Annotated in this window: 22 protein-coding genes; 19 read left to right on the top strand and 3 right to left on the bottom strand. The window is 41.5% G+C overall.

Annotated elements, in window-relative coordinates; genetic code table 11:
- Positions 1-12 precede the first annotated feature (12 nt).
- The 12 genes from ACKTT9_RS33755 to ACKTT9_RS33700 all read left to right on the top strand — a co-directional run bounded on the left by ACKTT9_RS33755 (position 13) and on the right by ACKTT9_RS33700 (position 12,953).
- Complete coding sequence (locus ACKTT9_RS33755) at positions 13-1,167, top strand: glycosyltransferase family 4 protein (RefSeq protein WP_407869430.1); 1,155 nt, start codon at positions 13-15, stop codon at positions 1,165-1,167.
- The gene (locus tag ACKTT9_RS33750) at positions 1,152-2,270 is read left to right on the top strand and encodes a glycosyltransferase family 1 protein (RefSeq protein WP_407869429.1); all 1,119 of its coding nucleotides are present in this window, start codon (positions 1,152-1,154) and stop codon (positions 2,268-2,270) included. Before ACKTT9_RS33755 ends, ACKTT9_RS33750 begins: the two co-directional genes overlap by 16 nt.
- A gap of 12 nt (positions 2,271-2,282) precedes the next feature.
- Complete coding sequence (locus tag ACKTT9_RS33745) at positions 2,283-3,404, top strand: glycosyltransferase family 1 protein (RefSeq protein WP_407869428.1); 1,122 nt, start codon at positions 2,283-2,285, stop codon at positions 3,402-3,404.
- A complete protein-coding gene (locus tag ACKTT9_RS33740) occupies positions 3,401-4,303 on the top strand; it encodes a glycosyltransferase family A protein (protein WP_407869427.1) in 903 nt (300 codons plus the stop codon). Before ACKTT9_RS33745 ends, ACKTT9_RS33740 begins: the two co-directional genes overlap by 4 nt.
- A 29-nt stretch (positions 4,304-4,332) precedes the next feature.
- Positions 4,333-5,397 (top strand): EpsG family protein, encoded by a 1,065-nt coding sequence (locus ACKTT9_RS33735; protein ID WP_407869426.1) that lies wholly within the window; start codon positions 4,333-4,335, stop codon positions 5,395-5,397.
- A 21-nt stretch (positions 5,398-5,418) separates the two neighbouring features.
- The gene (galE, locus tag ACKTT9_RS33730) at positions 5,419-6,453 is read left to right on the top strand and encodes a UDP-glucose 4-epimerase GalE (RefSeq protein WP_407869425.1); all 1,035 of its coding nucleotides are present in this window, start codon (positions 5,419-5,421) and stop codon (positions 6,451-6,453) included.
- A gap of 1,043 nt (positions 6,454-7,496) precedes the next feature.
- A complete protein-coding gene (locus ACKTT9_RS33725; RefSeq protein WP_407873168.1) occupies positions 7,497-8,093 on the top strand; it encodes a sugar transferase in 597 nt (198 codons plus the stop codon).
- A gap of 15 nt (positions 8,094-8,108) precedes the next feature.
- A complete protein-coding gene (locus ACKTT9_RS33720; protein ID WP_407869424.1) occupies positions 8,109-8,747 on the top strand; it encodes an acetyltransferase in 639 nt (212 codons plus the stop codon).
- Positions 8,748-8,861: 114 nt separating this feature from the next.
- Positions 8,862-9,974 carry a DegT/DnrJ/EryC1/StrS family aminotransferase gene (locus ACKTT9_RS33715; protein ID WP_407869423.1) on the top strand — a complete coding sequence of 371 codons (1,113 nt, stop codon included), beginning with the start codon at positions 8,862-8,864 and terminating at the stop codon, positions 9,972-9,974.
- A gap of 297 nt (positions 9,975-10,271) precedes the next feature.
- On the top strand, positions 10,272-12,074 hold the full coding sequence (gene glmS, locus ACKTT9_RS33710) for a glutamine--fructose-6-phosphate transaminase (isomerizing) (protein ID WP_407869422.1): 1,803 nt from the start codon (positions 10,272-10,274) through the stop codon (positions 12,072-12,074).
- Positions 12,074-12,424, top strand: coding sequence for a helix-turn-helix domain-containing protein (locus tag ACKTT9_RS33705; RefSeq protein ID WP_407873167.1), 351 nt, complete (start codon positions 12,074-12,076; stop codon positions 12,422-12,424). The genes glmS and ACKTT9_RS33705 overlap by 1 nt, the downstream gene beginning before the upstream one ends.
- Positions 12,425-12,611: 187 nt before the next feature.
- Positions 12,612-12,953, top strand: coding sequence for a helix-turn-helix domain-containing protein (locus ACKTT9_RS33700; protein ID WP_127455449.1), 342 nt, complete (start codon positions 12,612-12,614; stop codon positions 12,951-12,953).
- Positions 12,954-12,974: 21 nt separating this feature from the next.
- Here the strand turns inward: ACKTT9_RS33700 and ACKTT9_RS33695 are convergent, their stop codons facing one another.
- The gene (locus tag ACKTT9_RS33695) at positions 12,975-13,157 is read right to left on the bottom strand and encodes an anti-repressor SinI family protein (protein ID WP_309492628.1); all 183 of its coding nucleotides are present in this window, start codon (positions 13,155-13,157) and stop codon (positions 12,975-12,977) included.
- 198 nt (positions 13,158-13,355) lie between these two features.
- Between ACKTT9_RS33695 and ACKTT9_RS33690 the strand changes: the two genes are divergently transcribed.
- Positions 13,356-14,222, top strand: coding sequence for a metallophosphoesterase (locus ACKTT9_RS33690; protein WP_407869421.1), 867 nt, complete (start codon positions 13,356-13,358; stop codon positions 14,220-14,222).
- Positions 14,223-14,904: 682 nt separating this feature from the next.
- Entirely contained in the window at positions 14,905-15,411 is a 507-nt protein-coding gene (locus tag ACKTT9_RS33685; RefSeq protein WP_127455452.1) for a tyrosine-type recombinase/integrase, read from the top strand.
- A 222-nt stretch (positions 15,412-15,633) separates the two neighbouring features.
- On the opposite strand, the gene ACKTT9_RS33680 is transcribed toward ACKTT9_RS33685, so the two are convergent.
- Complete coding sequence (locus ACKTT9_RS33680) at positions 15,634-16,002, bottom strand: helix-turn-helix domain-containing protein (RefSeq protein ID WP_174806797.1); 369 nt, start codon at positions 16,000-16,002, stop codon at positions 15,634-15,636.
- A gap of 133 nt (positions 16,003-16,135) precedes the next feature.
- On the opposite strand from ACKTT9_RS33680, the gene ACKTT9_RS33675 reads away from it, so the two are divergent.
- Positions 16,136-16,564, top strand: a complete 429-nt coding sequence (locus tag ACKTT9_RS33675) for a hypothetical protein (protein ID WP_407869420.1) — start codon at positions 16,136-16,138, stop codon at positions 16,562-16,564.
- Positions 16,565-16,668: 104 nt separating this feature from the next.
- On the top strand, positions 16,669-16,893 hold the full coding sequence (locus ACKTT9_RS33670; protein ID WP_407869419.1) for a hypothetical protein: 225 nt from the start codon (positions 16,669-16,671) through the stop codon (positions 16,891-16,893).
- A gap of 80 nt (positions 16,894-16,973) precedes the next feature.
- Here ACKTT9_RS33670 and ACKTT9_RS33665 read toward each other — a convergent pair whose 3' ends face one another.
- The gene (locus tag ACKTT9_RS33665) at positions 16,974-17,402 is read right to left on the bottom strand and encodes a DUF2621 domain-containing protein (RefSeq protein WP_157317953.1); all 429 of its coding nucleotides are present in this window, start codon (positions 17,400-17,402) and stop codon (positions 16,974-16,976) included.
- Between the two features lie 127 nt (positions 17,403-17,529).
- On the opposite strand from ACKTT9_RS33665, the gene ACKTT9_RS33660 reads away from it, so the two are divergent.
- The 3 genes from ACKTT9_RS33660 to tkt all read left to right on the top strand — a co-directional run bounded on the left by ACKTT9_RS33660 (position 17,530) and on the right by tkt (position 21,816).
- Complete coding sequence (locus ACKTT9_RS33660; protein ID WP_407869418.1) at positions 17,530-18,657, top strand: deoxyribonuclease IV; 1,128 nt, start codon at positions 17,530-17,532, stop codon at positions 18,655-18,657.
- A gap of 47 nt (positions 18,658-18,704) precedes the next feature.
- Positions 18,705-19,604, top strand: coding sequence for a formyltetrahydrofolate deformylase (gene purU / locus ACKTT9_RS33655; RefSeq protein ID WP_407869417.1), 900 nt, complete (start codon positions 18,705-18,707; stop codon positions 19,602-19,604).
- Positions 19,605-19,794: 190 nt separating this feature from the next.
- Complete coding sequence (gene tkt / locus ACKTT9_RS33650; protein ID WP_127455459.1) at positions 19,795-21,816, top strand: transketolase; 2,022 nt, start codon at positions 19,795-19,797, stop codon at positions 21,814-21,816.
- Positions 21,817-21,899: the final 83 nt, after the last annotated feature.

The following is a 21,899-nucleotide window of genomic DNA, read 5'->3' as shown; positions in this document are numbered from 1 at the left end:
GTGGCTAAGAAGATGGAAAAGAAAGTGCTTTTTTGTGCGACCGTTGATTATCATTTTCAAGCTTTTCACTTGCCCTATATGAAATGGTTCAAAGAGCAGGGGTGGGAGGTTCATATAGCGGCATCTGGCCAACTAGAGCTTCCATATGTTGATGTGAAATACAACATACCCATTCAAAGATCTCCGTTTAAGTTAAAAAACATCAGTAACTATAATTTATTGAAATCCATTATCAATGAAAATAAATATGGGATTATACATTGCCATACCCCTATGGGTGGAGTTCTTGCACGTTTGGCAGCACGGGGAAACAGGAAGTATGGAACCAAAGTGATTTACACTGCTCATGGCTTTCATTTTTGCAAGGGAGCTCCGCTTATCAACTGGCTTGTATATTACCCAATTGAGAGGCTTCTTTCAAATTTTACAGATTGTCTGATAACCATAAATGAGGAAGATTATGCTCTTGCGGTGAATCGGCGACTTAAAGCAAAGAGAATTGAACACGTTCATGGAGTTGGGGTAAATATAGACCTCTTTAAGCCTGTTAGCGAAACAGTTAAACGCCAAACAAGGGGAAATTTCGGTTACAATTCTGAGGATTTTTTAATGTTTTATGCCGCTGAATTCAACGAAAACAAAAATCAGCAATTGCTAATTCATGCATTAGCATTAATCAAAGATGAGGTGCCCCAAGCAAAACTACTGCTTGCTGGAGTTGGGTTACTAAAAGAACAGTGCTGGGAGCTTGCAAAACAGCTAGACGTTTCTGAAAAGGTGGATTTTCTAGGTTATCGGGATGACATTCACGAAATTTTACCAATCTGTGATGTTGCGGTTGCTTCCAGCCTTCGTGAAGGACTTCCTGTAAACATTATGGAAGCCATGGCTTGTGGCCTTCCGATTATAGCTAGTGATAACAGGGGGCACAGAGAACTAGTCCATAGTCACGAGAACGGTTGGATCATAGCTACCGATGACAAATATGAAATGTCTGAAAAAATAAAATTGCTTGCTCAAAATGGTAAATTGAAGTATAAACTCGGCAAGTCCGGACGTGATATGGTTGAACGAAAATATGCCATTAATAAAATACTAGCTGAAAAGAGTACTATTTATTCCATATATATGGATGAAAAGGTGGAATTCATGTGGGCGACCCAATAAGAATTTTACATGTTGTAGTCAATATGAATCGGGGCGGAGCAGAAACCTTATTGATGAATTTGTATCGAAATATTGATCATTCTAAGGTTCAGTTTGATTTTCTAACTAGTAAAGAAGGGGTTTTTGATGTAGAGATACTAAAGATGGGTGGAAAAATACATCGTATTCCTTATGTTAGTGATGTAGGGCATTATGCATATATAAAGGCTTTGAATAAATTCTTTTCATCACATTCTGAATACAAAATTGTACACTCCCATTTGGACAAAATGAGTGGATTTGTTCTCCGATCAGCCGAAAGGACCAACACTCCAATTCGTATTGCTCATAGTCATAATACTAGTAGTGAAGGTGGAGTTGTAGCCAAGGCATACAAGTGGATTGCAGGGAAATATATTTTGCCTTGCGCAACACATTATTTTGCATGTTCAGATAAAGCTGCTAACTGGTTATTTGAAGATAAAGTAGTAAACGCCACAATTTTGAAGAACGGAATAGAAAGTGATCAATATGTTTTTAATTCAGAGGTAAGAAATCAAGTAAGACAGGAGTTAAATCTCACACGTGATACATTTGTGATCGGGCATGTAGGTAGATTCGCTCATCAGAAGAATCATTCATTTCTTATCGATATTTTTGCTCAATTAAATAATGATAATCCAGATTCCGTTCTTGTGTTAGCGGGGGATGGTCCGTTGCGTTTAGATATAGAAAAGAAAGTAAGGGATCTGAATCTATTAGGCAAAGTAATTTTTCTCGGAATACGCAATGACATAAATCGATTGCTCCAAGCATTTGATGTGTTTGTATTTCCTTCATGGCACGAAGGATTACCCGTTACCCTAATAGAGGCGCAGGGATCAGGATTGCCTTGTATCATATCGGATGTGATTACGTCGGAAGTTGATATGGGTGCTGGATTAGTTCAATTTGAAAACTTAAATAAACCGTCTGATGCTTGGGCAAAAAGAGTGATCCAACAGAATAAAAGAGTTTTAGAGGTACAAGATCATATACAAAAAAAAGGATTCGACATTCGTGTACCAGCAAAATGGCTTCAAAAATTTTATCTAGATCAAACAGAAGAGTGGATGACATCGTAAAAGGAGCCCAACATGTCCAAAATTTTATGTGTTATTAGGCTAGGTGAAGTACCGCTACACCTTTATCATATCATCTCAGGTTTTATATTGCTCGAAAGACAAGGAATAATAGATTTAAAAGTCGAGAGGCTAGGAAAAGGACATCCCGAACGGCTGCCCTACAATATGATCGAAGCCAGGGTGAACGGAATTCAAGTTTTATACGACCTTAACGACGGTTATGACAATCTTCTCAGGGAAGGTCAGGACTTTGTTGATTTTTTAGATTCTTTGCTGAACAAATTTCATATTTGTTTTAAAAGAAGTTTTAGTCCTCATCAGAATTCTAAATTAAAACATGCGAGTAAAATGCTTCCACTTGGATTAAATTATATGGTTACAGTTCCAGGTAATACTGCTCATTTTCCTACACCAGAGGATCCTAAAAAGGAGAAAATAAAAAAAATCATCCGAATGATTCCTTTTTCTGAGTACTATAATGGACGCTACTATATGAATTTTTTTGAAGGAATTCCAAGTTTGGAGAAGGATCCAAAAATATTATTCATGGCTAGATTATGGGATGTAGAAGGGGATTATGCAGGACAACTATCCTCTTCAAAAAAAGAAGAGAGACGATACATAAATGAATTTAGAGCTAGTTGCATACGACTGTGCAAAAAAGAATTTGGCCCTAGTTTTTACGGTGGTGTTAATTCCACGGGTTATGCAAGTAAATACTACGCAGACCTCATTATTGATGATAAAAAAGTGACTAAACGTAACCATTATATCGAAAGAGTAAAGAAATCTTCAATTTGTATTGCAACTATGGGTTTACATGAATCAATTGGTTGGAAATTTGCAGAATATGTAGCTGCAAGCAAAGCAATAGCAACAGAAGAACTGCACTATGATGTTCCAGGTGATTTTCGCGAAGGACAAAATTATTTGGCATTTCGAACGCCTAGTGACTGCATCGATAAAATCTACAGATTAAAGCAAGATAATGAATTTCGATATAAAATGATGGTTAATAATTATAATTACTATCATAATTTTGTAAGGCCTGACAGGATAGTCTTTCAAAGTATTTTAGCGGCCTTGCAATATGGGGACTATAAATCGGTACAATTAGAGAGGGAATTATCTTGAAACCAACTCTTACTATTTTTACACCTACTTATAACCGTGCATACACATTGCATTTGTGTTACGAGAGTCTCAAGCGACAGACGTGCAATGACTTTGTTTGGCTAATCATTGATGATGGCTCTACAGATGATACTAGTGAACTTGTGGCAGGATGGATAAGCGAAGGTGCGATAAAAATTCAGTACTATTTTCAAGAAAATCAAGGCATGCATGGCGCTCATAACACCGCTTACGAGCTGCTGGATACAGAACTAAATGTTTGTATAGACTCAGATGATTACATGGCTGACAATGCTGTGGATAAAATAATTTCTTTCTGGAAAAAGCATGGAAATGTAGGCTATGCCGGAATTATAGGGTTAGATGCAACAACGGACGGAAATGTGATAGGTACCAGGTTGCCAGATCAATTAGTATCATCCACCCTTTCTCATTTACATGCTAAACATAAAGTTAAAGGAGATAAGAAGTTAATTTATCGTTCTGAACTTACACGCAAAACCCCTCCATACCCAATATTTCCTGGAGAAAAGTATTGTCCTCTAAGCTATAAGTATATTCTTATTGACCAAGAATGTCCTCTGCTCATCATGAATGAGGTACTCTGTCATGTTGAGTATTTAGTTGATGGTTCGAGTATGAACATTATAAAACAATATATAAAAAACCCACGAGGTTTTTTATTTTTCAGGAAAGTTGCCATGAAACTGGCTCCTACATATAAAGATAAATTACGTGAAGCCATTCATTATGTTTCTACTAATTTAATGATTAATAATTCTAAATTTATAGTAGAATCACCTTGCAAATGGACGACTTTGATAGCAACGCCTTTTGGTGTATTGCTTTATTTTTATATTCGGAATACTAGTAGAGCTACTGTAATGAAACGTAATTAACAAGTAGTATCTTGAAGGGAACTGGTATCTTGGCCATTTTGTACTTAAATTTATTGTTTGTTTATATTTTCTCTTTATGTTCAAGATTAATTGTAAGAAGTTCGCCAGTTTCAGCAGCTGTAAGACCGAATCTTTTACTAGTTTCTTTTACAATGGCTTCAATGGTACTTGTTTCAGGGCTTAGGAATAATATTGGTGATACATTTTTCTATATGCATGCTTACACCGTTAATAATTTTACATGGGAACAAATTAAGGCTGAGAAAGATATTGGTTTTGGGATCTTACAAATGATTTTAAAGTCATACACTCAAGATCCACAGGTATTAATATTCTTAACCGCCTTAGTTACTAACGTTCTTATTGTTTACGTGTTATACAAATATTCCAAGTTATTTGAACTTAGCATATACCTCTATATTACTTCTGGGCTTTACATCGTTTCCATGAACGGAGTAAGGCAATTTTTGGCTTCTGCAATAGTATTCGCTGCTACCAAGTTCTTATTTGAAGGAAACTGGAAAAAATATTTTCTTGTGGTGGTGTTTGCCTCATTGTTTCATCAAAGTGCCCTAATCCTTATTCCTATTTACTTTATTGTGAGGAGAAAGGCATGGACATCCTCAACTTTTGTACTCTTGACTATTGCCGTGTTACTCATTGTAGGATATAGCGTGCTCTCTGACGCCATATTCAATGCAATTGCCGATACCCATTACAGTGAATATCAGAGCATTCAAGAAGGTGGAGCTAATGTCATCAGGGTGGCTATTGGAGCAGTTCCATTGATTTTGGCATACCTGGGGAGAAATAAACTAAGAGAGTTATTTCCTTACGGTGACTATGTCGTGAACATGTCTTTATTGAATTTTGTTGTCATGGCGGTCGCGACACAAAATTGGATTTTTGCCAGGTTTACCATCTATTTTGGATTATACAATATCATTCTCATGTCGTGGGTCATTAGCCTATTTGTGAGGAGAGAACGAAAGTTTATCTATTACGCCATTTTAGGTTTCTACCTCATTTATTTTTACTATGAGAACGTGGTTACTTTACATCTATTTTATAAAAGTGACTACTTAAAATTTTAACTAACGGTCAGGAGGTTTAAAATGCCAATACTTATAACCGGTGGAGCCGGCTATATCGGAAGTCATACTTGTGTAGAGTTACTGAACGCAGGATACGAAATTGTTGTTGTTGATAACTTAAGCAATAGCAGCCTAGAGTCTTTGAAACGAGTAAAAGAACTAACAGGTAAAGACTTTGCATTTTATCAGATTGATCTGTTAAACCGCCAGGATTTAGAGTTGGTCTTTAAACAAAATAAAATTGAAGCTGTGATTCATTTTGCAGGGTTAAAAGCAGTTGGCGAGTCCGTTCGTTTACCACTGCGATATTACCACAACAATATAACGAGCACGCTCGTGTTATGTGAGCTTATGCAGGAATATGCGGTGAAAAAAATCGTATTCAGTTCGTCAGCCACCGTATATGGGATGTCGGATCAAGTGCCAATTACAGAAAACTTTCCTCTAGGCGCAACGAATGCTTATGGTCGTACAAAACTGATGATCGAAGAGATCATGCAGGATATGTACGTGTCCGATCCAACATGGAGCATTGCGCTGTTACGCTACTTTAACCCGATTGGGGCTCATAGCAGTGGTAGATTAGGCGAAGATCCAAACGGTACACCGAATAATTTAATGCCTTACATTACCCAAGTGGCAGTAGGGAGATTAAAGGAATTAATGATTTATGGAAATGATTATCCAACTGTAGATGGCACGGGTGTCAGGGATTATATCCACGTCGTCGATTTGGCATGTGGGCATGTGAAAGCGTTGGAGAAGATTATGGCAAGTACAGGGGTAGAGGCATACAACCTTGGTACGGGGCAGGGGTATAGCGTTGTGGAAATGGTGTTAGCATTCGAAAGTGCAACCGGACAACATATTCCGTATTTGATGACAGATCGAAGACCAGGTGATATAGGCGTCTGTTTTTCGGATCCGAACAAGGCTAAACGTGAGTTAGGGTGGAGTGCCCAGAGAGGCATTAAAGAGATGTGCCTGGATTCCTGGAGATGGCAAGCCCATAATCCATATGGTTTTCATAAAAAAGAAGAAGAAGTAACGGTATAGCGAGGGCTTACTCATGAGTATGTCGGTACTGACTGAAGGGGGATGAACGTTTGTTCCCTATAAATCGGAAATTTCTTAAAAGAATAAAGACGTTAATTTCCCTTATGAAGAAGGGAATTGTGACTCAGATTTGGTCGATCAAGGTTTTCAGTTCCGCTGACATGATAAAGACGTTACTAAATGAAACCGAATTAGACATGGATAAACCGTCTATACAAGCTTCAGACGTAAATGATGCGCCAGCTGAATTTGTAGCAGATCCCTTTATTGTCAAAGATGATTCGAGGTTTTATCTGTTTTTTGAGATCTTTAATAAAGAACTTGAACGTGGGCAAATTGGCTTAGCCATAAGTGCTGATGGGTTGGAATGGGAGTATCAACAAGTCGTTCTAAGCGAAAACTTCCATTTATCTTATCCTCAGGTTTTTAAAGTTGAGGACGAGATGTTTATGCTGCCTGAAACGATAGAAACCAATCGTGTTTTATTGTACAAAGCCAAGCAGTTTCCTAATCAATGGGAAGTTGCATGTGAACTGCTAAATGGTAACTTCATGGATCCCTCCATTATCAAATACGATAATAAATGGTGGATTTTTGCAGGGACTGAGGGTGGGAATCTTCACTTATTCCATTCGGCGCAATTGGAAGGACCTTATCTCGTACATCCCCAAAGCCCAATAATTACTAGTAACTTAATGATTAGCAGACCCGGAGGAAGATTCATTTTTTCAGATGGAAAGATCTACAGGTACACACAAGCGGATTATCCTCATTATGGCGATTCAGTAAGAGTGTTCAAGGTAAACAAGCTAACGGAGTTCGAATATGAGGAGGAGGAAATCTCCTTAATCTTGTGCGGTACGAAAAAAGATGGCGATTGGAGAAAAGATGGGATGCACCATATTGACCAGCTAATGATTGATGATAATCAGTGGTTAGTAGCTGTCGATGGTCACAGTACCCAGAAGTCCAATTATTTTGTATGGAAGCTCAACCGTTTGAAATCAAAATTTTTAGTTAAGACCAATAGGAGCATGATCATGATGAAGCGATTTTTTGATTTACTAATCTCAATTCCTTTATTACTCCTTTTTTCCCCGGTTATCGGCATTGTTGCTGTTTTGGTTCGAGTAAAGCTAGGATCTCCGATTATCTTCACACAGTTAAGACCAGGATTGCACGGCAAGCCAATTAATATCTATAAATTCCGAACCATGACAGATGCAAGGGACAACGAAGGGAATTTATTGCCCGATTCCATACGGTTAACTTCCTTTGGGGAATTCCTTAGAAAATACAGCCTTGATGAGTTACTCCAATTGGTGAATGTGATTAAGGGAGACTTAAGTTTAGTTGGTCCAAGGCCGCTGTTAATGGACTATTTGACACTATACACGGAAGAGCAAGCCAAACGCCATCAAGTACGCCCTGGAATTACGGGATGGGCTCAAGTTAACGGGAGAAACGCCATCTCATGGGAAGAAAAGTTCAGACTTGATGTCTGGTATGTGGAGAATCAAAGCCTTCTCCTTGATTTCAAAATCCTAGCTTTAACTTTTGTCAAAGTGATTAAATCGGATGGAATCAGCCACGGGAATCATGTGACCATGGAGAAATTCTCCGGATCAAATCTATCATGAAGGGTTTGGTACAGGTTGGATTTAGTCGTTATTGGTGAGGGTGGCCACAGCAAGGTCATCAAGGATTTGGTACATTCAAAAAGTGATGTTAAAATCATTGCCGTTTTGGATGACAAGTATGACGAATTATCTGTAATCAATGAGATATATATAGGGCCGACCTCTTCCGCACATCTTTTATTGAGTCGAATGAATCATCTTAAATTTGTGATTGCGATCGGGAATAACGAGGTTCGAAAGTCGATTGTGACAAAGCTTGGCCTAGCCAAGGAAAACTATGTTTCACTCATTCACCACACAGCGATTGTCAGTTCGAGTGCTTCTATAGGGAATGGTACAGTTATTATGGCTAACACCATTGTCAGTGCCGATACATGCGTTGGCGATCATGTGATTATTAACTCGGGTGCCATCGTAGAGCACGATAATCACATTGGTGACTATGCCCACATTGCTCCTAAAGCTACACTTACCGGTTCCGTGATTGTAAAAGAAGGGACTATGATTGGTGCGGGAGCGACCGTCATTCCTGGGAAAAGCATCGGAGAATGGGCGATTATCGGAGCAGGTGCCACCGTCATTAGTGATATCCCGACGAATAGTACAGCAGTAGGAACTCCGGCCAAAATTATTAGCAGCCGAAAGTTCGCCTAACAGCGCCCAGGGCGCTTTTTTTGTCCCAAGAACCCAAATAAAGGAAGTGCATAGCCTGTGTTCACGCATACAAAAAGAATATATCTTTCCCCTCCCCACATGAGCGGGAATGAAATGACTTATATTCAAGATGCTTTTGATACCAATTGGATCGCTCCTCTTGGCCCCCATGTCGATGCATTTGAGAAAGAGCTTGCCTCCTATGTGGGGGTTAACGACGCGGCTGCGGTCAGCTCCGGAACGGCGGCTATTCATTTGGCTCTGCGACTGCTGGATGTTCAAGCAGGGGATACGGTTTTTTGTTCGAGTCTAACCTTTGTTGCAAGTGCCAATCCGATTGTTTATTTGGGAGCTTCACCGGTATTTATTGATTCGGAGCCAGAAACGTGGAACATGTCCCCTCAAGCGCTAGAACGTGCCTTATACGATGCTGCTCAAGAAAAGAAACTGCCCAAAGCAGTCATCGTTGTTAATCTGTATGGCCAAAGTGCGAAGATGGATGAAATCTTGGCGATCTGCCAAACGTTTGATATCCCTGTAATCGAGGATGCAGCGGAATCGTTGGGCTCCACGTATAAAGGGAGAGCGAGCGGGTCATTCGGGAAGTTTGGCATCTATTCCTTTAATGGCAATAAGATTATTTCGACCTCCGGCGGGGGGATGCTGGTTTCCAACGAAGGCGAGGAGCTGAATAAAGCTCGTTTCCTGGCGACCCAAGCGCGCGACTATGCGCCCCACTATCAACATAGCCAGACTGGTTATAATTATCGGATGAGCAATGTGCTCGCCGGGATTGGTAGAGCTCAGTTAGAGGTGCTGGAAGAAAGAGTTAACGCCAGAAGAGCGATCTTCAAAAGATATGTTCAAGAGTTAGCGCATGTTCCAGGCATCGCGTTTATGCCCGAGCTGCCCAATACGCGTTCGAACCGTTGGCTTACTGTGTTAACTTTGGACGAAAATGAAGCCGGTGTATCAGTTGATGCGTTATTGGGAGCACTGGCGGAACAGAATATCGAGGCACGTCCAGTTTGGAAACCGCTTCATATGCAGCCTCTATTCGAAGGGGTTAAGTTTTACCCGCATAGTGACAATGAGATTATTTCCGAGCAATTGTTTAAAAGGGGACTTTGTCTACCATCCGGATCCAGTTTGTCGGAAGATGAGCAGATGCGGGTTATCGCATGCATCAAGGAGTCATTGATTAAGGCCAAAAGCCTTAGTGTTTAACATTACGCCATGCTTAAGCGCCTTCATTCATCTTCTGTCTGTGATGCTGCATCTTTTCAAATAATGCTTCTTTCATTTCTATATCAAGGCAGTCTCTATAAAGTATGGAATTGTATGCATGCAAGACCTTATGGTAAGTACGCTGCGCCTTTTTCCATACACTCGTCGAAAGTGAATACATGACAGAATCCCTCCCTTTTTAAAAACTTATGTGGGAATTGGAGCATGTATTCAATTTATAGCGAATTATTACTCGATTGTTCTTTATTAAGAATTTTATTTTAAAGGAGATTTAAAATGTGTGGAATTGTAGGATATATCGGTAATCAGGACGCGAAAGCGATCTTGATTAAAGGTTTAGAGAAACTGGAATACAGAGGGTACGATTCTTCCGGAATTGCTTTATTGAATGAAAGAGGTACACATATATATAAAGAACAGGGACGAATAGCTGCCCTTAATGATGTGATTGATCAACAGGAGACAGCGTTAGTTGGTATTGGTCATACAAGATGGGCGACACATGGCAAACCTAGCCGCAGGAATGCACATCCTCATCAAAGCAACAGCGGTCGCTTCACTATTGTCCATAATGGGGTTATTGAAAACTTCGAGGAAATCAAGGAGCAGCTTCTATCTGGAGTACCTTTCGCAAGCGATACGGATACAGAAGTGATTGTACAGTTGATGGAGAAATTAGTGGAAAGCGGCTTAGAGGTTGAAGAAGCTTTTCGGCAATTGCTCGTCACAATGAAAGGTTCTTACGCCGTTGCTTTATTAGATAACGAAGATATCCATACGATTTATGTTGGTAAAAATAAAAGCCCCTTGCTCATTGGACTAGGCCAAGATTTTCATGTTATTGCAAGCGATGCTATTGCGATGCTGCAGCTAACGAATCAGTTCGTGGAATTGATGGATGAGGAGATGGTCATTCTTCGCCAACATTCAAAAACGATTAAAACCTTGAGCGGAGAGCTCATGCAGAGGAGGCCTTTTCAAGTCAAGCTTGATGCTAGCGATATTGAGAAAGGGATATATCCGCATTATATGCTGAAAGAAATTGACGAGCAGCCCTTTGTCATTCGTAAAATCGTGTCCAAATACCAAGATGGCAATGGAGATTTGGTTATCGATCCTAGTATTCGCAATAGCATGAAGGAAGCGGATCGGATCTATATCATTGCTTGCGGAACAAGTTATCATGCCGGATTGGTCGGTAAACAGTTGATTGAGAAAATAGCCGAGATTCCCGTTGAAACTCATATCGCAAGTGAATTTTTGTATAATAGACCGATTCTCTCCAAGAACCCACTTTTTATCTTTATTTCTCAAAGCGGTGAGACGGCGGATAGCAGAGGTGTATTAGTAGCCATCAAGCAAATGGGCTATCCGACATTAACGATTACCAATGTATCAGGTTCCACGTTATCACGTGAAGCGAACTTCACGTTGCTCACTCATGCCGGACCCGAAATCGCGGTAGCCTCAACAAAAGCCTATACAGCACAAATTGCTGTATTAGCGATACTCGCATTTGACAGCGCGCGTGCAAAAGGAATCAATCAGGAAACCAACCCTTTCCACGAGTTAAGTATTGCCGCGAATGCGATGGAAATTATGATTAACAAGAAGGAGATGATGGAAGAGAACGTATGGAAGTATTTGAATGCGTCACGCACCTGCTTTTTTATAGGGCGAAGCATGGATTACTACGCATGTCTGGAAGGCGCATTAAAGCTTAAGGAGATTTCATATATTCAAGCCGAAGGATTCGCCGGCGGAGAATTAAAGCATGGAACCATTGCCTTAATTGAAGAGGGCACGCCCGTTATTGCACTGTTAACCCAATCTCATATTAGGGGCAATATTAGGAGCAACGTCCAAGAAGTTCTGGCACGAGGTGCTCATGTTTGTATGATCAGCATGGAGGGGATGGAAGAAAAACACGATCAGATCGTCCTTCCTGCTATTCACGAGCATCTTACCCCGCTGGTTTCGGTCATTCCGTTACAATTAATTGCCTATTATGCAGCCGTATATCGAGGTTGCGATGTTGACAAGCCAAGAAATCTTGCCAAAAGTGTCACCGTGGAGTGATGATAACCATGATCGGTCAAAATATTTCAAGTATACGGAAGCAGAGGGGGTACACATTGTCTGAGCTCTCAGAGCGGACAGGTATTTCCAAATCCTACTTAAGCAATATTGAAAGAAATCTTAAACAGAACCCCTCCATTCATGTGATAGAAAAAATCGCAGAGGTTCTTAATGTGGATCTTAAGCTCTTACTGAAAATTACGGAAGATACGGGAACGAATCATCAACTGGATCAAGAATGGATGGATTTTATAGCTGATTTGAAACAATCCGGTATCGCCAAAGAACGCATTCATGAATTAAAAATTTTGATAGAGTTCATGAAATGGCATAATGATAAAGTTAACTAGTGAGTATTCTGAAGTCATCGGTTTGCACGATCCTGACTGCTGTTATAGATGAATCATAGCAAGAAGCAAAAGCCCCGCAGGGGGCTTTTTTCTTATTGTTCTTAATAAGAAACATATTTGTTCTTTGAAGGGAATTCTGATATAATTATGAGAGCATCCATCACTTTGAGATAAGGGAAGATATGAAATGATTGGAAAACGCGTACAACAATTGAGGAAAGAGAAGGGCCTGTCATTGACAGAACTCGCTGAACGTGCAGGGGTTGCTAAATCTTATATTAGCAGCTTGGAGCGGGATATTCAGAAGAATCCTTCTATTCAGTTTCTTGAGAAAATTGCAGCTGTCCTTAAAGTGCCTGTCGAGAGATTAATCGATGAGCAGGATGAGACATCTCAGGATGGGCCTCAGCTCGATCAGGAATGGTATGACATTATTAAAGAAGCCATGTCATCTGGGGTTGATAAGCAGCAGTTTCGTGAATTTCTGGATTTTAACAAATGGAGAATGAAGCGGCCTAACGATGAATAATCCAGATAACCTTGTGTAGATCTATGGGGACATACAAGGATCATTTTCAGCTGAATTTTGTGATTTTTGAGTCGTTTGGAAAGGGCTTCTTAGGAATGCGCGAATTTCGTCCATCGTAAAACCCATCTTACGTGCGTTCATAATAAGTTCGATCCACTCCGTATCAAGTTCTTCCAAATCCGTCTGATGCATCTGATGATTCACAAGTGACCCCTCCAAAGCATTCTTTGTGATACAAATCGTATCTGGTAATTTATTATCGCACGTTTTTTCCGTGAAATCAATCCCGATCATATTAAAATTATACAAATTGTATCGACGTTTATGTGATTCCCCTCGACATATTCCGCATGATCCTCCGCAGTTAGACCTAGAGATACTCGTAAGGGAAGGGGACATCTAGTGACCAATAAACGTATGAATCGCAGGGCGTTTCTTAAGTATAGTATGTCTGCGGTAGGATCTTTGGTGGCGCTTGCGGGAGTAAGCGGTCTATATAGCATTTTCGGTGAGAGGTATTGGATTCAGTTAAAAACAGTTCCACTTGCGTATCGTCGGTATCCGGCAGCATTCGCGGGCATGCGCATTGTTCAGTTCAGCGACACACATCTCGGTAAGTACTATAGCTTGGACCAATTGGCTCGCGTGGTCAAGCTGGTTCAACGGCAAAAGCCTGACTTGATTTGTTTTACAGGAGATTTATTTGATTCTAATTATGGTCAAATAAGTGACGATGTGATTCCGATTCTATCGCGGCTTCAAGCCAAATTGGGCAAATACGCGGTTCTCGGCAATCACGATATGCGCCTGGACCCTGGGCGGGTCAAGGATGTACTTGAACGATCAGGCTTTACTGTGCTAGTCAACGCAAATAAGTCGATTGTACGCGGAAATAGCCGATTATGGATAGCAGGAATAGATGAAATGTTCCATGGTAAACCGGATCTGCCTCTCGCCTTAAAAGGTACCAAAGAAGACGAGTTCGTGCTGCTGCTTGCACACGAGCCAGATTTCGCAGATACTGCCTTGAAATTTCCTGTTGATTTGCAGCTCTCAGGTCATAGTCATGGCGGACAAATTCGGATTCCTTTTTACGGGAGCCTATTTACACCAGATCTGGGACAAAAATATGAGGTAGGACTTTATACCTTCGAAAAAAGTGAATTTCACGTTTATACAAACCGCGGCATAGGAACTACATTGTTTCCAATAAGGTTCAATTGCCGGCCTGAAATTACCGTGTTTGTCCTGGAAACGAAGCAGCCATAACCGACAAAAACTCCGCCAGCTGATGCTGACGGAGTTTTTTGTTGGTTAATAGCAGAACCACTTTTTCCAAATATCGTAGGAATCCGGGCAATCATTATTATCCCAATCGATGTCGTCCCAGCAGTCTTCATACCAATTGTTGTTGTGATTGTTGTTATTATTGTTGCTGTTATTGTTATGATTGTTGTTGTTGCTATTACTATTACTGTTACTGTTGCTGTGATTATTATTGTTATTATTGTTGTTATTACTATTGTTATTGTTATTCTGGTATGTACTTGAACTAAATAACTTACTCAGATTAAACAAAGAAGTAAACTGTGATAAAAAACTGTTTTTCTGAGAAGTGCTTGACTCATAACCCGAAGCGTAAGCGGATACTGGAAACGTTATAGCGCTGAAAATGAGAAGGATGAATAGAAACCTAGCAATTTTTAACAATGTACGTGGCCTCCCTCCATGAGTTGTTAAAGGATGAAAACGTTCTTTATTAAGAATTATACCGTAGATATTAGCTTTTGAGAACAGGAAAAGGCATAGATCATTTATCAAATTTGTGATACAATATGTAACATACAATAATTAGGAGGATTGATAGAATAGAGTACCTTGAGTTCATATGTAATAGCAAAAAATGGATACATACAATGAAATTTGATTATGGTCATGTGAGGTGCTATTCATGCAAGTTGTTCAACCGATAAGAGATCAAGAGAAAATTGAACAATTACAAGAAGTTTTAAAAGAACAATCAATTCGGGACTGGCTTCTCTTTACAATCGGGATTAATTCCGGACTCCATCTCAGCGATCTTCTATCATTGAAAGTAAAAGATGTGAGGGATCGAAATGTGGTAAGTGTTCGGGAGGAAAAAACGGGTAAAGTCAAGACATTCCAGCTTTCTTCACAGCTTAAGGCCTTTATCAAGGAGTATATTCAATATATGGACGAGGATAATTACTTATTTCCGTCCCAACGAACGGGCAATCCCATCAAGAGAATTCGCGTGTATCGAATTTTAAATCAAGCGGCGAAACAAGTTGGATTAACAGATATTGGGACTCACACACTCCGTAAAACATATGGCTATCATTACTATTTAAAAACGAAAAATGTCTCTGTACTTAGAGATTTGTTTAATCAGTCCGCGCCATCCGTCACCTTGAAGTATATCGGTGTAAATAAGTAGGAGCAGGCGAACATCGCTATTCTGCCTCATGACAGATACATAACGTATCGCAAGTAACGGAGAATGAATTTTTACTTTTTAAGAAAAGCTGAGCGTTGGGAGTAGGTCCACATATGAATCAAGAACTTAAGATTTCAATCGATATTCATCAGATTCTTCTCTATCTTGGCATCGACAAACAGAAATTTCAGGCTCATAAAGTCCAATTTGCTCGGCAATCAACTACTCCAACGAACGCTCAGCCCTTACAAAGGCAATGAACCGTTTGGCTTCATCTGGCGAAAGCTTTCGGCCATCAACGGTTAATGAAAACTTTTGCAAAATATTTTCATCTGTTAAATCAAGATTTTCTACAAAGTCCCGAACATCGTTATCAAGAACAGTTTGCTGAAGGTTCGTGCGTCCAAGCAAATAGTCAATGGAAACATTAAAAAAGTTCGCTATTTTATTAATGGTTTCGTAATCGGGCTCGCGACGGCTTGTTTCATAGTGAGAAAGGGATGCCCTGGATATACCAATTTTAATGGATAATTCTTCTTGGGTCAGTCCTCTTTTTTCACGTAAGAGGGCAATACGGTCTCCATACTTCAGCTTGATCATTCCTCACTGTTTATTTTTCTACCATTATATCCACGGTGTTTAACCAAATATACCAGAAAACCATTATAACAAAGCAAAGATTCATTTGACTAGATACAATATGTATTAAGGTGGTGTGAAGGCTTTGACGATCGGAAAAAGAAGCAAGTTAACACTGACTACCCCTTTAGAAGGTAAATTAACAATTGTTCAAATGTATGGGAGAAATATACATACGAAGTATGCACTAATCGATATTTTGGAATTAGAGAAGTCACAATTTACTTTCGAAAGTTCATTGATATTACCTACGGATAACGAAATCATATACGGTTTTGAGCTTATCGTTGCGAATCGAACGTTCCATTGCGAGGGTTGCATAGACCTTGTGAGTAAGCACAAAGATATTTATTTGTATAAAGCGGCAGTTCAACCTAATGACTACGTAGAATTCGAATTGCTTTATGAAATAAATCAACTTGCAACTTTACATAATAAAGAATTTGCCAGAATCACAAAAAGCTACGAACCAGATCGATATTATGATGACGTTGTGGTCAATTATATCTGTTAATAGGAACAAACCCCTTGTTAAGTTACGAAATGTATCTTATAATCATTTATATATACATAATGTAACAATAAACGACATTAAGATTCAGTAAAGGGGAGAAATTTATGTTTAACTTAGATATGGTGTTTTGCGTGAAATGCGAATCGGTGATGTCCAGAAACAACGCGGAGAAAGTGTTCAAAACAGGGTATTATAAGACTACGATCCCTCTGTGTCACTGCAAGGACTGCGCCAATGAGCGTTTGGAGAAATTAAGTGCTGAGTTGTCCGGAAATTCGCAGATTTGTTATTCCGGTTTTGAAGCCTCCGCATTTTTATTTACAACATAGGAGGCATGACCATGAGTCTGTTTGACAGCCGTCATAATAAATAAAGCCATCCCTTAATTATAAGGGGTGGCTTTTTCATTTTACTGAAGCAAATGCTTGTAGGCGCTATAGTCGATCTGCTCTCTCTCAAGGAAGCTGGTCAAGCTGCGGTAATCACGCTTCGGAGTCGCAAGAATGTACCCCTCGATACAGTGAGCTCTCGTTACCTCATTGGCGTTTGCCTCCAAAGCAACCTGTCCGATGCGAGCCGCGATGGAATGCTTGGCAATATCTCTAAAAGCTGTTGGCACGGGAGAAACCAGCTGATCCAGGAATGATTTGGAGTCTTCTGTCCAAAGATGGCGAGAGTTGTCGACGTAATGATTTTGCCAATCAAGCTTCGACTTTCCGTCCTCTTTGGGGAGCACCTTCAGGAACTTGCGAAACATGAAGTATCCGCCTACAGACATGAAGAATAGCAGGACAAACACCCAGAAAATAATGAACCACATGAAAAAATCGTTAGCCATTTATTTGTCACCTCACTACCAAACGGTCATATATGATAAGAATTATACCTTATTTCTAGATTTCTTGCGACAATCCGAGTAAAATAGGAAGGTAGTAGATAGACACTCAATAAAGGAGCAATGAACCATGCCCAAAATTGGCTCACACGTTTCGTTCTCAGATAAAGGCTTGTTAAATGCAGCTGAAGAAGCAGTTTCATACGGTTCTTCCACGTTTATGATATACACAGGCGCACCACAAAATACGCGCCGCAAACCCATTGAAGATCAATACATTGAAGAAGGCAAAGCTGTGATGGACAAGCATGCAATGAACGAAATTGTCGTTCACGCTCCTTACATCATTAACTTGGGTTCCTATAAAGAGGATACCTTTGAACTGGCTGTTCGTTTCCTTCAAGAAGAGATTCGCAGGACGGCCTACATCGGTGTGCGCAATATCGTTCTTCACCCAGGCGCCTATACAGACAAGGATGCAGAGTACGGTATTGAACGTATCGCTGAAGGTTTGAACGAAGTACTGGCTGGCGTGAAGGACACAGACGTTAATATTGCGCTGGAAACTATGGCTGGCAAAGGCACCGAAATTGGCCGCAGCTTCGAGGAAATTGCGGAAATTATGGAGCGCGTGGAGTTTAACAACAAACTGACGGTTTGTATGGACACTTGCCATATTCACGATGCCGGTTATGATATTGTTAATGATCTGGATGGCGTTCTACACCATTTCGATAAAGTCATTGGCTTAGAGAAACTAGGCGTCGTTCACTTAAACGACAGTAAGAATCCTCGCGGGGCTTCAAAAGACCGTCATGCGCCGTTAGGCTCAGGCTGGATCGGCTTTGAAGCAATGAACAATGTGGCTAATCATGAGAAGCTGCAGCATTTGCCGATGATTTTAGAGACGCCTTGGATCGGAAAAGAAGACAAAACACAGCGTCCAATGTACGAGGCGGAGATCGCCCTTTTGTCCGGTAACCTCAAAGGCCGCTTCGGCGAAGAGTTCCTGGATCATGTAGAGCGGATCGACCATATGTTTGGCAAAAAGGATATTCATTTCCGCGATTATGTGCTGAAAACTTGGGAGATTCTTAAAAACGATGCGAAAGCGAAAAAAGCGGACGGCCGCGAGCCGTTAGAACGCTTGTACGATATTTTGCATGAAGAAAGATTGTTGTCCGACCTAAGCGAGGAGCAGCTTAACCAACGTCTTATCGTTTGGCTTGCCGGTCAGGATATATTGAAGAAGGCTTAATACAGATACAGATAACTTTCGAGTAGAAAGCAACTAGGGGGATTCACATGGAACGGGGAAATGCAAACAGTCTGACTCGCAGGGAGAGCGAATGGGCGAATAGAGCAAGAATGTTGATCTCCTGTCCGGATCAGCCGGGCATCGTGGCGGCAGTGTCACAGTTTTTGTTTGAATATGGCGCGAATATCGTGCAGTCCGACCAGTATACGATGGATCCGGAAGGCGGGATGTTTTTCATCCGCATCGAGTTTGACTTGGATGACCTAGAAAACCGCGTGCAGCAATTGAAAGAAGCTTTCTCTGTCGTTGCTGACAAGTTCTCCATGGATTGGAGCCTGTCACTTGCTAGTCAGAAGAAGCGTATTGCGATCTTTGTTTCGAAGGAAGATCATGCTTTACTTGAGCTCCTTTGGCACTGGCGTGCAGGCGATTTGAATGCGGATATTGCAATGGTGATTTCCAATCACCCAGACATGCAATCGCTGGTAGAGCCTTTCGGTATTCCGTATTACCATATTCCGGTTACGGCAGATACGAAGGCTGAAGCGGAGCGCCGCCAGCTGGAAGTAGTGGGGGACAAAGTGGACGCTATTGTTCTGGCCCGCTATATGCAGATCGTCTCACCGTCTTTCATCAAGCATTACTCCAATCGCATCATCAATATTCACCATTCTTTCTTGCCTGCTTTTGTAGGTGGCAAGCCGTATGCCCAAGCGCATAACCGCGGCGTGAAAATTATTGGCGCAACCGCACATTATGTGACGGAAGAATTAGATGGCGGCCCTATTATTGAACAGGACGTTCAACGGGTTAGCCACCGCGATAATGTGGAAGACTTGAAGCGAATCGGCCGCCATATTGAACGGATCGTTCTAGCCAGAGCTGTTGCATGGCATGTGGAAGATCGCATTATTGTTCATAATAATAAGACTGTTGTTTTCAATTGATGGGAAAACTAGGCTGTATCCAATTGAGGATGCAGTCTTTTTTGCTGGTATGCGCAAATCCGACGAGTTTTAACGGTTTATTGTGGCAAAGCCTCAAAGCAAATGGTACAATAATGCAAGCGAGAAAAGTCACTTGTATGTACAAGTTAAGACTTAGGTAAGTAGAGACATATAGGAGGGAATTTTCGAAATGACAGTAACAAATAAAACAATCGAACAATTAGCAGTTGACACGATTCGTACGTTAGGTATCGATGCCGTTGAGAAAGCTAAATCCGGTCACCCTGGTATGGTCATGGGGGCTGCTCCAATGGCGTATGTGCTGTGGAAGCAGCATATGAAGCACAACCCGGCGAATCCGAAATGGGTTAATCGTGACCGTTTCGTACTTTCTGCGGGTCATGGCTCCATGCTCCTATACAGCCTTCTTCACTTGTGTGGATATGATTTGCCGATCGAAGAGATCAAAAACTTCCGTCAATGGGGAAGCAAAACACCAGGACATCCGGAATACGGTCACACGCCAGGTGTTGACGCAACAACCGGTCCACTTGGACAAGGGATTGGTATGGCCGTAGGTATGGCAATGGCGGAAGCTCACTTGAGAGAGACATATAACAAAGAAAACTTCCCTGTTATCGACCATTATACATACGCGATCTGTGGCGATGGCGACATGATGGAAGGCGTTTCCTCTGAAGCGGTATCCTTGGCGGCTCACCTGAAACTGGGCAAATTGATTATGCTTTACGATTCAAATGATATCTCGCTGGATGGCGAGCTAAATATGGCATTCTCCGAAAACGTGCAGGCACGTTTTGAAGCTTATGGCTGGCAAGTGCTGCGTGTAGAAGAGCAGAATGATCTGGCTGCAATCTCCAAAGCGATTGCTGAAGCGAAAGCTGACACAACTCGTCCGACGTTGATTGAAGTGAAAACAACAATCGGTTTCGGTAGCCCGAACAAAGGTGGAAAAGGCGGACACGTCGGACCTCACGGATCCCCACTTGGCGGCGACGAAGTGAAATTGACGAAACAAGCATATGGCTGGCCGGAAGAACCGGATTTCTTGGTTCCTGATGAAGTTCGTGCCCACTATGCGGAAATTGGTAAAGAAGGCGCTGCAGCTGAACAAGCTTGGAGCACTCTTTTAAATGATTACATTAAAGCTTATCCGGAATTGGGTAACCAATTCAGTGCAGCGGTTAATAACGAACTGCCTGCAGGTTGGGATGCAAACCTTCCGGTTTACAGCACTTCGGACAAGCCTATGGCAACTCGTGTCGCTTCCGGTAATGCGATCAACGCGATTGCTCCTTTGCTTCCACAATTGATTGGTGGCTCCGCGGATCTGGCGAGCTCCAATAATACGATGATCAAAGGCGAGTCCAACTATAGCGCAAGCAACTATGCGGGCCGCAATCTATGGTTTGGTGTTCGTGAGTTCGGTATGGGTACAGCCATGAACGGTATGGCACTTCACGGCGGCGTGAAAGTATACGGTGCAACATTCTTCGTGTTCTCCGATTATCTGCGTGCGTCTATCCGTCTAGCGGCACTTATGCAGCTTCCGGTTATCTATGTTCTTACACATGACAGTATCGCAGTTGGTGAAGATGGACCGACACATGAGCCGATTGAGCAATTGCCAGCGCTTCGTGTTATTCCGGGCATTACAGTCATTCGTCCTGCGGACGGTAACGAAACTTCCGAAGCATGGCGTTATGCGGTTGCTGAAGCTAAAGGACCAGTTGCGCTCGTATTGACTCGTCAAAATCTGCCGATCCTCGAAGGAACGGTTGAAGGTGCGAAAGCGAACCTGAGCAAAGGTGGATACGTAGTATCCGATGCAGCTAACGGTAAGCCGGATGCTCAAATTCTTGCAACAGGATCCGAAGTACAATTGGCTGTCGCGGCGCAAAAGCTGCTTCAAGCTGAAGGTATCAACGTTCGCGTTGTCAGCTTGCCGAGCTTGGAACTGTTCGAGAAACAGTCCAAAGAATACAAAGACTCCGTCATTCTTCCAGATGTCAAAAAGCGTCTTGCTGTTGAGATGGCATTCCCACTTGGTTGGGAACGTTATGTTGGCGATGAAGGTTCCATCTTGGGCATTTCCACGTTCGGTGCATCCGCGCCTGGCGATTTGGTTCTGAAAGAGTACGGCTTCTCACCAGAGAACGTTGCAGCTAGAGTTAAAGCTCTATTGGCTTAGAACAAACATAGCCGCGTTATTCACAAAGCCATAGCCCACCATGCGTGGGCTTGGCCTTATTTTATAGCCATTTTAGAGGGGGA

This window comes from Paenibacillus sp. P36, assembly GCF_045866505.1.
Lineage (GTDB): Bacteria > Bacillota > Bacilli > Paenibacillales > NBRC-103111 > Paenibacillus_E > Paenibacillus_E chondroitinus.
The sequence above is the reverse complement of the archived record's forward strand: the minus strand, read 5'-3'. Positions and strand labels throughout refer to the sequence as shown.